Annotated in this window: 13 protein-coding genes; all 13 read left to right on the forward strand. The window is 40.8% G+C overall.

The window, feature by feature from the left end; translation table 11 throughout:
- Positions 1-36: 36 nt before the first annotated feature.
- The 13 genes from pbp2b (at position 37) to ileS (ending at position 15,250) form a co-directional block, all read left to right on the forward strand.
- Entirely contained in the window at positions 37-2,094 is a 2,058-nt protein-coding gene (gene pbp2b / locus O3636_RS02145; RefSeq protein WP_371641499.1) for a penicillin-binding protein 2B, read from the forward strand.
- 10 nt (positions 2,095-2,104) lie between these two features.
- Complete coding sequence (gene recR, locus O3636_RS02150) at positions 2,105-2,701, forward strand: recombination mediator RecR (RefSeq protein WP_000966748.1); 597 nt, start codon at positions 2,105-2,107, stop codon at positions 2,699-2,701.
- Between the two features lie 175 nt (positions 2,702-2,876).
- Complete coding sequence (locus O3636_RS02155) at positions 2,877-3,920, forward strand: D-alanine--D-alanine ligase (RefSeq protein ID WP_371641502.1); 1,044 nt, start codon at positions 2,877-2,879, stop codon at positions 3,918-3,920.
- A gap of 84 nt (positions 3,921-4,004) precedes the next feature.
- Complete coding sequence (gene murF / locus O3636_RS02160; RefSeq protein WP_371641504.1) at positions 4,005-5,378, forward strand: UDP-N-acetylmuramoyl-tripeptide--D-alanyl-D-alanine ligase; 1,374 nt, start codon at positions 4,005-4,007, stop codon at positions 5,376-5,378.
- Between the two features lie 94 nt (positions 5,379-5,472).
- Positions 5,473-6,177 (forward strand): TIGR02206 family membrane protein, encoded by a 705-nt coding sequence (locus O3636_RS02165; RefSeq protein WP_293951897.1) that lies wholly within the window; start codon positions 5,473-5,475, stop codon positions 6,175-6,177.
- A 219-nt stretch (positions 6,178-6,396) separates the two neighbouring features.
- On the forward strand, positions 6,397-7,770 hold the full coding sequence (ftsA, locus tag O3636_RS02170; RefSeq protein ID WP_023943742.1) for a cell division protein FtsA: 1,374 nt from the start codon (positions 6,397-6,399) through the stop codon (positions 7,768-7,770).
- Between the two features lie 16 nt (positions 7,771-7,786).
- A complete protein-coding gene (gene ftsZ / locus O3636_RS02175) occupies positions 7,787-9,046 on the forward strand; it encodes a cell division protein FtsZ (protein WP_000144273.1) in 1,260 nt (419 codons plus the stop codon).
- A gap of 4 nt (positions 9,047-9,050) precedes the next feature.
- Positions 9,051-9,722, forward strand: coding sequence for a YggS family pyridoxal phosphate-dependent enzyme (locus O3636_RS02180; protein WP_261013212.1), 672 nt, complete (start codon positions 9,051-9,053; stop codon positions 9,720-9,722).
- Between the two features lie 9 nt (positions 9,723-9,731).
- On the forward strand, positions 9,732-10,271 hold the full coding sequence (locus tag O3636_RS02185; protein WP_261020930.1) for a cell division protein SepF: 540 nt from the start codon (positions 9,732-9,734) through the stop codon (positions 10,269-10,271).
- Complete coding sequence (locus O3636_RS02190) at positions 10,271-10,534, forward strand: YggT family protein (RefSeq protein WP_261013211.1); 264 nt, start codon at positions 10,271-10,273, stop codon at positions 10,532-10,534. The genes O3636_RS02185 and O3636_RS02190 overlap by 1 nt, the downstream gene beginning before the upstream one ends.
- Positions 10,531-11,316, forward strand: a complete 786-nt coding sequence (locus O3636_RS02195; protein WP_261026853.1) for an RNA-binding protein — start codon at positions 10,531-10,533, stop codon at positions 11,314-11,316. The genes O3636_RS02190 and O3636_RS02195 overlap by 4 nt, the downstream gene beginning before the upstream one ends.
- 8 nt (positions 11,317-11,324) lie before the next feature.
- The gene (locus O3636_RS02200) at positions 11,325-12,206 is read left to right on the forward strand and encodes a DivIVA domain-containing protein (RefSeq protein WP_371641507.1); all 882 of its coding nucleotides are present in this window, start codon (positions 11,325-11,327) and stop codon (positions 12,204-12,206) included.
- 251 nt (positions 12,207-12,457) lie between these two features.
- Entirely contained in the window at positions 12,458-15,250 is a 2,793-nt protein-coding gene (gene ileS / locus O3636_RS02205) for an isoleucine--tRNA ligase (protein WP_371641509.1), read from the forward strand.
- The last annotated feature ends 119 nt before the right edge of the window (positions 15,251-15,369 follow it).

A 15,369-nucleotide genomic window follows, 5' to 3' on the forward strand; every position in this document is an offset into this window, starting at 1 on the left:
TTGTGGTACAATTAAGAGTAAGATTTTAAGTTAGAAATGAGACTGATTTGTATGAGAAAATTTAATAGCCATTCGATTCCGATTCGGCTTAATTTATTGTTTTCAATCGTCATTTTACTCTTTATGACCATTATTGGTCGTTTGTTGTATATGCAGGTTTTGAACAAGGATTTTTACGAAAAAAAGCTAGCCTCCGCTAGTCAGACCAAGGTCACAACCAGTTCTGCCCGTGGGGAAATTTATGATGCTAGTGGAAAACCTTTGGTAGAAAATACGTTGAAGCAGGTTGTTTCCTTTACGCGTAGCAATAAAATGACGGCTACAGACTTAAAAGAAATAGCTAAAAAGTTACTGACTTATGTGAGCATCAGTTCGCCAAATTTGACAGAACGTCAGCTGGCTGATTACTATTTGGCTGATCCTGAAATCTATAAAAAAACAGTGGAAGCTCTCCCAAGTGAGAAACGCTTGGATTCAGATGGCAATCGCCTATCCGAATCAGAACTGTATAACAATGTGGTCGATAGTGTCCCAACAAGTCAACTAAACTATACAGAGGATGAAAAGAAAGAAATCTATCTTTTTAGTCAGTTAAATGCTGTTGGAAACTTTGCGACAGGAACCATTGCGACAGATCCTCTAAATGATTCTCAGGTGGCTGTTATTGCCTCTATTTCAAAGGAGATGCCTGGCATTAGTATTTCTACTTCTTGGGATCGAAAGATTTTGGAAACTTCCCTTTCTTCTATAGTAGGGAGTGTATCCAGTGAAAAAGCTGGTCTCCCAGCGGAAGAAGCAGAATCCTATCTTAAAAAAGGCTATTCTCTAAATGACCGTGTTGGAACCTCCTATTTGGAAAAGCAATATGAAGAGACCTTACAAGGAAAACGCTCGGTAAAAGAAATCCATCTGGATAAATATGGCAATATGGAAAGCGTGGACACAATTGAGGAAGGTAGTAAGGGAAACAATATCAAACTGACCATTGATTTGGCCTTCCAAGATAGCGTGGATGCTTTGCTGAAAAGTTATTTCAATTCCGAGCTAGGAAATGGTGGAGCCAAGTATTCTGAGGGTGTGTATGCAGTCGCCCTTAACCCCAAAACAGGTGCTGTTTTGTCTATGTCAGGACTCAAACATGACCTGAAAACGGGAGACTTGACGCCTGATTCCTTGGGAACGGTAACCAATGTCTTTGTCCCAGGGTCAGTAGTTAAGGCCGCTACCATCAGCTCAGGTTGGGAAAATGGTGTTTTATCAGGAAACCAAACCTTAACAGATCAGCCTATTGTTTTCCAAGGTTCAGCTCCAATTTATTCTTGGTATAAATTGGCATATGGATCTTTTCCTATTACAGCTGTGGAAGCCTTGGAGTATTCATCTAATGCTTACATGGTTCAAACCGCTCTTGGAATCATGGGCCAGACCTATCAACCAAATATGTTTGTTGGAACCAGCAATTTGGAAACAGCTATGGGAAAACTTCGTGCGACCTTTGGCGAATATGGCTTGGGGGCTGCGACCGGAATTGACCTACCAGATGAATCTACTGGATTTGTTCCCAAAGAGTATAGCTTTGCTAATTACATCACCAATGCCTTTGGGCAGTTTGATAACTATACGCCCATGCAGTTGGCTCAGTATGTAGCAACTATTGCAAATGATGGTGTTCGTGTGGCTCCTCGTATTGTTGAAGGTATTTATGGAAATAATGATAAGGGTGGCCTTGGGGAATTAATCCAAGCAATAGATACCAAGGAAATCAACAAGGTCAATATTTCTGAATCAGATATGGCAATCTTGCACCAAGGATTTTATCAGGTTGCTCATGGGACTAGTGGGTTGACAACTGGCCGTGCCTTTTCAAATGGTGCCTTGGTATCCATTAGCGGAAAAACGGGTACAGCCGAAAGCTATGTGGCAGATGGTCAGGAAGCAACCAATACCAATGCGGTGGCCTATGCTCCATCTGATAATCCTCAAATCGCTGTTGCAGTGGTCTTTCCTCATAATACCAATCTAACAAATGGTGTAGGACCTTCCATTGCGCGTGATATTATCAATCTGTATCAAAAATACCATCCAATGAACTAGAAAGGAATTTATGCTTTATCCAACACCTATTGCTAAGCTGATTGACAGTTATTCTAAGTTACCAGGTATCGGGATTAAGACGGCTACGCGTCTGGCCTTTTATACGATTGGGATGTCTGATGATGATGTCAATGAATTTGCAAAAAATCTCCTTTCTGCTAAGAGAGAGCTGACCTATTGCTCCATCTGTGGTCGTTTGACTGATGACGATCCTTGCTCTATCTGTACCGATCCAAGTCGTGACCAGACAACGATTTTAGTTCTCGAGGATAGTCGAGATGTGGCAGCCATGGAGAATATCCAAGAATACCATGGACTCTATCATGTCTTACATGGACTTATTTCTCCCATGAATGGTATTAGTCCAGATGATATCAATCTCAAGAGTCTCATGACTCGTCTTATGGACAGTGAAGTTTCAGAGGTAATCGTAGCAACAAATGCCACAGCAGATGGGGAAGCAACTTCCATGTATCTTTCACGTTTGCTCAAGCCAGCTGGGATCAAGGTTACGCGCCTAGCACGAGGCCTTGCTGTGGGAGCAGATATCGAGTATGCGGACGAAGTGACCCTCTTACGGGCTATTGAAAATCGGACAGAGTTGTAAGTGTAGACAAATTTACGAACTCCATTCATTTATAAAAAATCAAGGAGGCTGAAAATCGTTCCTATCGGCCTCTTTTTGTATAGTGTGATGAGTAGGATCAGGTTCAAGTTTTAAAAAAACAAGCAAATATGATATACTAAAGAGCGAGTATTCTAGTAGAATTAGGACAAATAATATGAAACAAACGATTATTCTTTTATACGGTGGACGTAGTGCAGAGCGTGAGGTCTCTGTCCTTTCAGCTGAAAGTGTCATGCGTGCGGTCAACTACGACCGTTTCACAGTCAAGACTTTCTTCATCAGTCAGTCAGGTGATTTTATTAAAACGCAAGAATTTAGCCAGACTCCAGGTCAAGAGGACCGTCTCATGACCAATGAAACCATGGATTGGGATAAGAAAGTTGCACCAAGTGACATCTACGAAGAAGGGGCAGTGGTCTTTCCAGTCCTTCATGGTCCAATGGGAGAGGATGGCTCTGTTCAAGGATTTTTGGAAGTTTTGAAAATGCCTTATGTTGGTTGTAACATCTTGTCATCAAGCCTTGCCATGGATAAAATCACCACCAAGCGTGTGTTAGAATCTGCTGGCATTGCCCAAGTTCCTTATGTGGCCATCGTCGAAGGTGATGATGTGACTTCTAAAATCGCTGAAGTTGAAGAAAAATTGACTTATCCAGTCTTTACAAAACCGTCAAATATGGGGTCAAGTGTCGGTATTTCTAAGTCTGAAAACCAAGAGGAACTTCGTCAAGCCTTGAAACTTGCCTTCCAATATGATAGCCGTGTCTTGGTAGAGCAAGGGGTAAATGCCCGTGAAATCGAGGTTGGTCTACTGGGTAACTACGATGTCAAGAGTACACTTCCTGGAGAAGTAGTCAAGGATGTTGCCTTCTACGACTATGACGCCAAGTATATTGATAACAAGATTACCATGGATATCCCAGCTAAAATCAGCGATGATGTGGTAGCTGTCATGCGTCAAAATGCAGAAACTGCCTTCCGTGCCATTGGTGGCCTCGGTCTATCTCGATGTGATTTCTTTTATACAGATAAGGGAGAGATTTTCTTAAATGAGCTCAATACCATGCCAGGTTTCACCCAGTGGTCTATGTACCCACTTCTTTGGGACAATATGGGAATCAGCTATCCAGACTTAATCGAGCGATTGGTGGATCTTGCTAAGGAAAGCTTTGACAAGCGCGAAGCGCATTTGCTATAAAAATGAAAGAGAGGGTAGAAGTCAGAACCATCACTGCAAGGTGATCAGAGTTCTCGGACTTCGACCCTTTTTAAAGGAGTAGAAATGAAATTAACAATCCATGAAGTGGCTCAAGTTGTAGGAGCTAAAAATGATGTCAGTATCTTTGAGGACACTCAGTTAGAAAAAGCTGAGTTTGACAGTCGCTTAATTGCGACAGGAGATTTATTTGTCCCCCTCAAAGGTGCGCGTGACGGTCATGACTTTATCGAAATAGCTTTTGAAAATGGTGCAGTAGTAACCCTGTCTGAGAAAGAGGTCGCAAATCATCCTTATATTTTAGTAGATGATGTTTTGACTGCTTTTCAACAACTAGCTGCCTACTATCTTGAGAAAACGGGAGTTGATGTCTTTGCAGTTACAGGTTCAAACGGCAAGACAACGACCAAGGATATGTTGGCGCACTTGCTATCAACAACCTACAAAACCTACAAAACACAAGGAAACTATAATAACGAGATTGGCCTTCCCTACACAGTCCTCCATATGCCTGAAGGGACAGAAAAGTTGGTCTTGGAGATGGGGCAGGACCACTTGGGCGATATTCATCTCTTGTCTGAATTAGCTCGTCCAAAAACAGCCATCGTGACCTTGGTTGGAGAGGCTCATTTAGCCTTTTTCAAAGATCGTTCGGAAATCGCTAAAGGGAAAATGCAAATTGCAGATGGCATGGCTGAATGTTCTTTGCTTTTGGCACCAGCTGACCCGATTGTAGAGGACTACTTGCCAGCTGATAAAAAGGTGGTTCGTTTTGGGCAAGGAGCAGAGCTGGAAATCACAGACTTGATTGAGCGCAAGGACAGTCTGACCTTTAAGGCTAATTTCTTGGAACAAGCCCTCGATTTGCCAGTGACTGGTAAGTACAATGCCACTAATGCCATGATTGCGTCTTATGTTGCCCTACAAGAAGGGGTTTCAGAGGAGCAAATTCATAAGGCTTTCCAAAACCTTGAATTGACGCGTAACCGTACCGAATGGAAGAAAGCAGCCAATGGAGCAGATATCTTATCAGATGTTTACAATGCCAATCCAACTGCTATGAAGCTGATTTTAGAGACTTTCTCTGCCATTCCAGCCAATGAAGGTGGCAAAAAAATCGCTGTCTTGGCGGACATGAAGGAACTTGGTGACCAGTCAGTTCAGCTCCATAACCAGCTGATTTTGAGCCTCTCGCCAGATGTGCTGGATACCGTGATTTTCTATGGAGACGACATTGCAGAATTGGCCCAATTGGCTAGTCAAATGTTCCCAATCGGCCACGTTTACTACTTCAAGAAAACAGAAAACCAAGACCAATTTGAAGACCTAGTTAAGCAGGTCAAGGAAAGTCTAGGAGCTAATGATCAAATCTTACTCAAGGGCTCTAACTCCATGAATTTAGCTAAGCTGGTAGAAAGTTTAGAAAATGAATGCAAGTGATTTTGTTAAACATTTACGTATTTCTAAATCCATTTTTCTTACATTGCATGGTATAATAAAATGCAGGAAAATTTTGAATCATGAGGAATACTAGATGAATTTATGGGATATTTTCTTTACGACCCAAGCAACAGAGCCACCCAAGTTTGATCTTTATTGGTATGTCAGTATATTTACACTCTTGGCCTTGACCTTTTATACAGCCTATCGTTATCGTGAAAAGAAGGTTTACCAACGATTTTTCCAAATATTGCAGGCCGTTCAGTTAATCCTTCTTTATGGTTGGTATGGGGTCAATCATATGCCACTGTCAGAAAGTTTACCCTTTTACCATTGCCGTATGGCTATGTTTGTGGTGCTCTTGCTTCCTGGTCAGTCTAAATATAGGCAGTATTTTGCATTACTAGGAACATTTGGGACATTAGCTGCCTTTGTTTATCCAGTGCCAGATCCCTATCCTTTTCCACATATTGCCATTTTGTCCTTTATCTTTGGGCACTTAGCTCTCTTGGGGAACTCACTGGTTTATCTCTTGAGACAATACGATGCGAGAATGCTAGATGTGAAAAGAATTTTTCTCATGACCTTTGCATTAAATGCCTTGATTTTTGTAGTCAATTTGGTAACAGGTGGGGATTACGGATTCTTGACAAAACCGCCATTGGTTGGAGATCACGGCTTAGTGGCTAATTATTTAATCGTTTCTCTGACCTTGTCAGTAGCGATTACGTTGACAAAGAAAATCTTGGAACTATTTTTAGAACAAGAAGCAGAAAAAATGATTGCAAAGAAAGCTTAGAAATGAGCTTTCTTTTTTGTACAATAGACAGATTGTTGACAAAGTTTACAGTGAATGAATTTCTGAACAGAAAAACTAAAAAATTGGCTGGTAAATTTAGGAAAAAACTGAGCACGATGAGATTTTTTGTGTTATAATATTCTGTGAATAGCTATGCCTACGTTTAGCTATTGAATATTACGAAGTTAGAAACTTGGAAGATAGAGAGGATGCGATGTAATGGCTAGAGAAGGCTTTTTTACAGGTCTAGATATTGGAACAAGCTCTGTCAAGGTGCTTGTAGCTGAGCAGAGAAATGGTGAATTAAATGTAATTGGCGTGAGTAATGCCAAAAGTAAAGGTGTAAAGGATGGAATTATTGTTGATATTGATGCAGCAGCAACTGCTATCAAATCAGCAATTTCCCAAGCAGAAGAAAAAGCAGGCATCTCAATTAAATCAGTGAATGTTGGTTTACCAGCTAATCTCTTACAGGTAGAACCAACTCAAGGAATGATTCCAGTAACATCTGATACCAAGGAAATTATGGATCAAGATGTCGAAAATGTTGTCAAATCAGCTTTGACAAAGAGTATGACACCTGATCGTGAAGTTATCACATTCATTCCTGAGGAATTTATTGTGGATGGTTTTCAAGGGATTCGTGACCCACGTGGTATGATGGGGGTTCGCCTTGAAATGCGTGGTTTACTTTATACAGGTCCTCGCACTATTTTACATAACCTACGTAAGACAGTTGAACGTGCAGGTGTTCAGGTTGAAAATATTATTATTTCACCACTAGCAATGGTTCAATCTATTTTGAATGAAGGTGAACGTGAATTTGGTGCTACAGTGATTGATATGGGGGCAGGTCAAACGACTGTCGCTACAATCCGTAACCAAGAACTCCAGTTTACCAATATTCTCCAAGAAGGCGGAGATTATGTAACTAAGGATATTTCTAAAGTCTTGAAGACATCACAGAAACTAGCCGAAGGTTTGAAATTAAACTATGGAGAGGCTTATCCTCCTCTCGCAAGTAAAGAAACATTCCAAGTCGAAGTGATTGGGGAAGTAGAACCTGTTGAAGTAACAGAAAATTACTTGTCAGAGATTATTTCTGCACGTATTAAGCATATTTTTGAACAAATCAAACAAGACTTAGACAGAAGACATTTATTGGATCTTCCTGGTGGCATTGTTTTGATTGGTGGAACGGCTATTTTACCGGGTATTGTGGAGCTTGCTCAAGAAGTTTTTGGTGTTCGTGTGAAACTCTATGTTCCAAACCAAGTTGGAATTCGTAATCCAGCCTTTGCGCATGTGATTAGTCTATCAGAATTCGCGGGACAATTGACAGAAGTACATCTCTTGGCTCAACGAGCAGTCAAGGGTGATGAAGGATTATTCCAACAACCGCTTAGTTTTGGGGGAATGATTCAGAAAACAGCTCAGTTTGTACAATCAACGCCTGTTCAACCAGCCCCTACCCCAGAAGTAGAGCCGGTGGCGCCTACAGAACCAATGGCTGATTTCCAACAAGCTTCACAAAATAAACCGAAATTAGCAGATCGTTTCCGTGGCTTGATCGGAAGCATGTTTGACGAATAAAGAGGAAAAATAAATTATGACATTTTCATTTGATACAGCTGCTGCTCAAGGTGCAGTGATTAAAGTAATTGGTGTCGGTGGAGGTGGTGGCAATGCCATCAACCGTATGGTCGACGAAGGTGTTACAGGCGTAGAATTTATCGCAGCAAACACAGATGTACAAGCATTGAGTAGTACAAAAGCTGAGACTGTTATTCAGTTGGGACCTAAATTGACTCGTGGTTTGGGTGCAGGAGGTCAACCTGAGGTTGGTCGTAAAGCTGCTGAAGAAAGCGAAGAAACACTGACGGAAGCTATCAGTGGCGCAGATATGGTCTTCATCACTGCTGGTATGGGAGGAGGCTCTGGAACTGGAGCTGCTCCTGTTATTGCTCGTATCGCTAAAGATTTAGGTGCTCTTACAGTTGGTGTTGTAACACGTCCGTTTGGTTTTGAAGGAAGCAAACGTGGACAATTTGCTGTAGAAGGAATCAATCAACTGCGTGAGCATGTAGATACTTTATTGATTATCTCAAACAACAACTTGCTTGAAATTGTTGATAAGAAAACTCCACTTCTTGAAGCTCTTAGCGAGGCAGATAACGTTCTTCGTCAAGGTGTTCAAGGAATTACCGATTTGATTACCAATCCAGGATTGATTAACCTTGACTTTGCCGATGTGAAAACAGTTATGGCAAATAAAGGGAATGCTCTTATGGGGATTGGTATCGGTAGTGGAGAAGAACGTGTTGTTGAAGCAGCGCGTAAGGCAATTTACTCTCCACTTCTTGAAACAACAATTGATGGAGCAGAAGATGTGATTGTTAACGTAACTGGTGGTCTCGACTTAACCTTGATTGAGGCAGAAGAGGCTTCACAAATTGTGAACCAGGCAGCGGGACAAGGAGTAAACATCTGGCTCGGTACTTCAATTGATGAAAGTATGCGTGATGAAATTCGTGTAACAGTTGTTGCAACAGGTGTTCGTCAAGACCGCGTAGAGAAGGTTGTTGCTCCACAAGCTAGACCTACTACCAACTACCGTGAGACAGTAAAACCAGCTCATTCACATGGCTTTGATCGTCATTTTGATATGGCAGAAACAGCTGAATTGCCAAAACAAAATCAACGTCGCTCGGAACAAGCTCAAGGATCTGCTTTTGGTGATTGGGATTTACGTCGCGAGACAATTGTTCGTCCGACTGATTCAGTAGTGTCACCGGTAGAACGTTTTGAAATTCCAAATTCACAAGATGAAGATGAGTTGGATACACCTCCATTTTTCAAAAATCGTTAAGTAAATGAATGTAAAAGAAAATACAGAACGTGTTTTTCGAGAAGTCGCAGAAGCAAGTCTGAGTGCTCATCGCGAGAGTAGCTCAGTCTCTGTCATTGCAGTTACCAAGTATGTAGATGTACCGACAGCGGAAGCCTTGCTTCCGCTAGGGATTCATCATATCGGTGAAAATCGTGTAGATAAGTTTCTAGAGAAATATCAAGCTTTAAAAGATCAAGATGTGACTTGGCATTTGATTGGTACCTTACAAAGACGTAAGGTGAAAGATGTCATTCAATACGTTGATTATTTCCATGCATTGGATTCAGTAAAGCTAGCAGAGGAAATCCAAAAAAGAAGTGACCGAGTTATCAAGTGTTTCCTTCAAGTAAATATTTCTAAAGAAGAAAGTAAACACGGCTTTTCGAGAGAGGAACTGCTGGAAGTCTTGCCAGAGTTAGCCAAACTAGATAAGATTGAATATGTTGGTTTAATGACGATGGCACCTTTTGAGGCTAGCAGTGAGCAGTTGAAAGAAATTTTCAAGGCGACCCAAGATTTACAAAGAGAAATCCAAGAAAAACAAATTCCAAATATGCCTATGACCGACTTAAGCATGGGAATGAGTCGTGATTATAAAGAAGCGATTCAATTCGGTTCCACCTTTGTTCGCATAGGTACAGCATTTTTTAAGTAGGAGAGAACCATGTCTTTAAAAGATAGATTCGATAGATTTATAGATTATTTTACGGAGGATGAGGATTTAAGTCTCCCTAATGAAAAACGAGATGAGCCCATTTTAACTCCAGTAAATTCTACACAGGAAAAGGCTCTCTCAACGAATCAAACACCAAGCACAAGTGGTACAAAAGAAAATAATATTACTAGACTGCATGCACGTCAACAAGAGTTAGCAAAGCAAAATCAGCATTCTACTGAAAAAGTAACAATTGATGTTCGTTATCCTAGAAAATATGAAGATGCGATAGAAATTGTTGATTTATTAGCAGGAAACGAAAGTATTTTGATTGATTTTCAATATATGACTGAAGTGCAAGCTCGTCGTTGTTTAGATTATCTGGATGGAGCTTGCCATGTTCTAGCTGGAAATTTGAAAAAGGTAGCTTCTACCATGTACCTGTTGACACCAGTGAATGTTATTGTGAATATTGAAGATATTCGTTTACCAGATGAAGATCAACAGGGTGAGTTTAATTTTGATATGAGACGAAATAGAGTACGATAATGATTTTTTTAATTCGTATGATTTATAATGCAGTGGATATTTACTCCCTGATTTTGGTGGCCTTTGCTGTCATGTCTTGGTTTCCAGGTGCCTATGAATCAAGTTTGGGTCGTTGGATTGTAGCATTGGTAAAACCAGTGCTTGCTCCTTTGCAACGCCTGCCTTTACAGATAGCAGGTCTGGATTTATCTATTTGGGTTGCGATTGTTTTGATTCGATTTTTAGGAGAAAACCTAGTCCGTTTTCTGGCGATGATAGGATGAATAAAGGGATTTACCAGCATTTCTCCATAGAAGATCGTCCATTTCTTGATAAGGGAATGGAATGGATAAAAAAGGTAGAAGATAGCTATGCTCCTTTTTTAACTCCTTTTATCAATCCTCATCAGGAGAAGCTATTAAAGATTTTGGCCAAAACCTATGGTCTTGCTTGTAGCAGTAGTGGGGAATTCGTCTCAAGTGAGTATGTTCGAGTTTTATTATACCCAGATTATTTCCAGCCAGAGTTTTCAGATTTTGAAATGTCTCTCCAGGAAATTGTGTATTCCAATAAATTTGAACACTTAACGCATGCTAAGATTTTAGGGACAGTCATCAATCAATTGGGGATTGAACGGAAACTTTTTGGAGATATCCTAGTAGATGAAGAACGGGCGCAGATTATGATTAATCAGCAGTTTCTTCTTCTCTTTCAAGATGGATTAAAGAAAATTGGCCGTATACCCGTTTCGCTGGAGGAACGTCCTTTCACCGAGAAAATAGATAAGCTAGAACAGTATAGAGAGCTGGATTTATGCGTGTCTAGTTTTAGATTAGATGTTCTTTTATCAAATGTTTTGAAACTATCTAGAAATCAAGCAAACCAGTTGATTGACAAGAAACTTGTCCAAGTAAATTATCATGTGGTAGACAAATCAGATTATACTGTTCAAGTTGGAGACTTGATTAGTGTGAGAAAATTTGGGCGTTTGAGGTTGCTTCAAGATAAGGGACAAACTAAAAAAGAGAAGAAAAAAATAACAGTCCAGTTATTATTAAGTAAGTGAGGAAAAATATGCCAATTACATCGTTAGAAATCAAAGATAAAACCTTTAGCACACGTTTTAGAGGTTTTGATCCAGAAGAAGTAGATGAATTTTTAGATATTGTAGTTCGTGATTATGAAGATTTAGTTCGTTCTAATCATGATAAGGATTTACATATTAAAAATTTGGAAGAGCGTTTGTCTTACTTTGATGAGATGAAAGATTCGTTGAGCCAGTCTGTATTGATTGCCCAAGATACAGCTGAGAGAGTGAAACAAACAGCACACGATCGTTCAAATAATATTATTCATCAAGCTGAACAGGATGCACATCGATTATTGGAAGAAGCAAAATACAAGGCAAATGAAATTCTTCGTCAGGCTGCTGACAATGCTAAGAAAGTTGCTGTTGAAACCGAAGAATTGAAGAACAAGAGCCGTGTCTTCCACCAACGTCTCAAATCTACAATTGAGAGTCAGTTGGCTATTGTTGAATCTTCAGATTGGGAAGATATTCTTCGTCCAACAGCTACTTATCTTCAAACCAGTGATGAAGCTTTTAAAGAAGTGGTTAGCGAAGTACTTGGAGAACCGATTCCAGCTCCAATTGAGGAAGAACCAATTGATATGACACGTCAATTTTCTCAAGAAGAAATGACAGAGTTACAGGCTCGTATTGAGGCAGCCAATAAAGAATTGGCTGAATTTGAAGCTCAGGCTAAACAGGAAGTGGAAAATCCAACTCCTGTAGTGAGTCCTCAAATTGAAGAAGTACCTGCTCATCCAGTTGGTCCAATGTATGAAGAACCAGAAGTAGCTCCAGTACATCCTTCGGCTCCAACACCAGCTACTGAAGCTGTAAACTCAGAACCAGGTTTTGCGGCACCGCAAGAATCTGTTACAATTTTATAAGAAATGATCTGAGAACAATATCTTATCCTTATATTTCCAGCGAGCAGGAGATGGTGTGAGTCCTGTAATCCCTATTGATAAGATTATCCTCTCAAAAACTCAAGTCTGAAGCTAGTAAGATTTGACGTTCCCCACGTTACGGGATAAGAGGAAAAAAGCTGAGTCTTTTTTCGAATAAAGGTGGTACCACGATTTTCGTCCTTTTTGGCAGTCGTGGTTTTTAATTTGTTATTATTTATAAAGGAGATACCATGAAACTCAAAGATACCCTTAATCTTGGGAAAACAGCTTTCCCAATGCGTGCAGGCCTTCCGACCAAAGAGCCAGTTTGGCAAAAGGAATGGGAAGATGCAAAACTTTACCAACGTCGTCAAGAACTAAATGAAGGGAAACCGCATTTTGTCTTGCATGATGGCCCTCCATACGCAAACGGAAATATCCACGTTGGACATGCCATGAATCATATCTCAAAAGATATCATCATTCGTTCTAAGTCTATGTCAGGTTTTAACGCACCTTATATCCCGGGTTGGGATACTCATGGTCTGCCAATCGAGCAAGTTTTGGCAAAACAAGGTGTCAAACGTAAAGAAATGGACTTGGTTGAGTACTTGAAACTTTGCCGTGAATATGCTCTTTCTCAAGTTTATAAACAACGTGATGATTTCAAGCGCTTGGGGATGTCAGGTGACTGGGAAAATTTATATGTGACTTTAACTCCAGACTATGAAGCAGCCCAAATCCGTGTCTTTGGTGAGATGGCTAATAAAGGCTATATCTACCGTGGTGCAAAACCAGTTTACTGGTCATGGTCATCTGAGTCAGCCCTTGCCGAAGCAGAAATTGAATACCATGATTTGGTTTCGACTTCCCTTTACTATGCCAATAAGGTAAAAGATGGCAAAGGTGTTCTAGATACAGATACTTATATCGTTGTTTGGACAACTACTCCATTTACTATCACAGCTTCTCGTGGTTTGACTGTTGGTGCAGATATTGATTACGTTTTGATTCAACCTGCTGGTGAAGATCGCAAGTTTGTGGTGGCTGCAGAATTGTTGACTAGCTTGTCTGAGAAATTTGGCTGGGTTGATGTTCAGGTCTTGGCAACTTACCGTGGTCAAGAATTGAACCACATCGTAACAGAACACCCATGGGATACAGCTGTAGATGAGCTCGTTATCCTTGGTGACCACGTTACCACTGACTCTGGTACTGGTATTGTCCATACAGCCCCTGGTTTTGGTGAGGACGACTACAATGTTGGTATTGCTAATGGTCTTGAAGTCGCAGTGACTGTTGACGAACGTGGTATCATGATGAAGAATGCTGGTCCTGAGTTTGAAGGTCAATTCTATGAAAAGGTAGTTCCAACTGTTATCGAAAAACTCGGTAGTCTTCTTCTTGCGCAAGAAGAAATCTCTCACTCATACCCATTTGACTGGCGTACCAAGAAACCAATCATTTGGCGTGCAGTTCCACAATGGTTTGCCTCAGTTTCTAAATTCCGTCAAGAAATCTTGGACGAAATTGAAAAAGTGAAGTTCCACTCAGAATGGGGTAAAGTCCGTCTTTACAATATGATCCGTGACCGTGGCGACTGGGTTATCTCTCGTCAGCGTGCTTGGGGTGTTCCACTACCAATCTTCTACGCTGAAGATGGTACACCTATCATGACTGCTGAAACGATTGAACATGTGGCTCAACTCTTTGAAGTACATGGTTCAAGCATTTGGTGGGAACGTGATGCTAAGGACCTCTTGCCAGAAGGATTTACTCACCCAGGTTCACCAAATGGCGAGTTCAAGAAAGAGACAGACATCATGGACGTATGGTTTGACTCAGGTTCATCATGGAATGGGGTTTTGGTAAATCGTCCAAATCTGACTTATCCAGCTGACCTTTACCTAGAAGGTTCTGACCAATACCGTGGTTGGTTCAACTCATCACTCATTACATCTGTTGCTAACCATGGCGTAGCACCTTACAAACAAATCTTGTCACAAGGTTTTACCCTTGATGGTAAAGGTGAGAAGATGTCTAAATCTCTTGGAAATACTATTTTGCCTAGCGATGTTGAGAAACAATTTGGCGCTGAAATTCTTCGTCTTTGGGTAACAAGTGTAGATACTAGCAATGACGTACGTATCTCTATGGATATCTTGAGCCAAGTCTCTGAAACTTACCGTAAGATTCGTAACACCCTTCGTTTCTTGATTGCCAATACTTCTGACTTTAACCCAGCTCAAGATTCAGTAGCTTACGATGAGCTTCGTTCAGTTGATAAGTACATGACGATTCGCTTTAACCAGCTTGTCAAGACCATTCGTGATGCTTATGCAAACTTTGAATTCTTGACAATCTATAAAGCACTAGTGAACTTTATCAACGTTGACTTGTCAGCATTCTACCTTGATTTTGCTAAAGATGTTGTTTACATCGAAGGTGCCAAATCACTGGAACGCCGTCAAATGCAGACTGTCTTCTATGACATTCTTGTGAAAATCACCAAACTCTTGACACCAATCCTTCCTCATACAGCAGAGGAAATCTGGTCATACCTTGAGTTTGAAGCAGAAGACTTCGTTCAATTGTCAGAATTGCCAGAAGCAGAAACTTTTGCTAATCAAGAAGAAATCTTGGATACATGGGCAGCCTTCATGGACTTCCGTGGACAAGCTCAAAAAGCCTTGGAAGAGGCTCGTAATGCCAAAGTTATCGGTAAATCACTTGAAGCACACTTGACAGTTTACCCAAATGAAGTGGTGAAAACTCTACTCGAAGCAGTAAACAGCAATGTGGCTCAACTTTTAATCGTGTCAGACTTGACTATCGCAGAAGGACCAGCTCCAGAAGCTGCTGTTAGCTTCGAAGATGTAGCCTTCACAGTAGAACGCGCTGCAGGTGATGTGTGTGACCGTTGCCGTCGTATCGACCCAACAACAGCAGAACGCAGCTACCACGCAGTCATCTGTGACCACTGTGCAAGCATCGTAGAAGAAAACTTTGCAGACGCAGTCGCAGAAGGATTTGAAGAGAAATAAGGTTGAAAAGTCTAGGTAAAACTCAATTTGAGAAGAAAAGACAACTAATTTTATAGTCTATTAAACGCATTGTATCACGTTTTTGAACACCTGATACGATGCGTTTTTATTTATTTTGA

Origin of the sequence: Streptococcus sp. 27098_8_76 (genome assembly GCF_041432315.1) — a bacterium.
Classification (GTDB): Bacteria; Bacillota; Bacilli; order Lactobacillales; family Streptococcaceae; genus Streptococcus.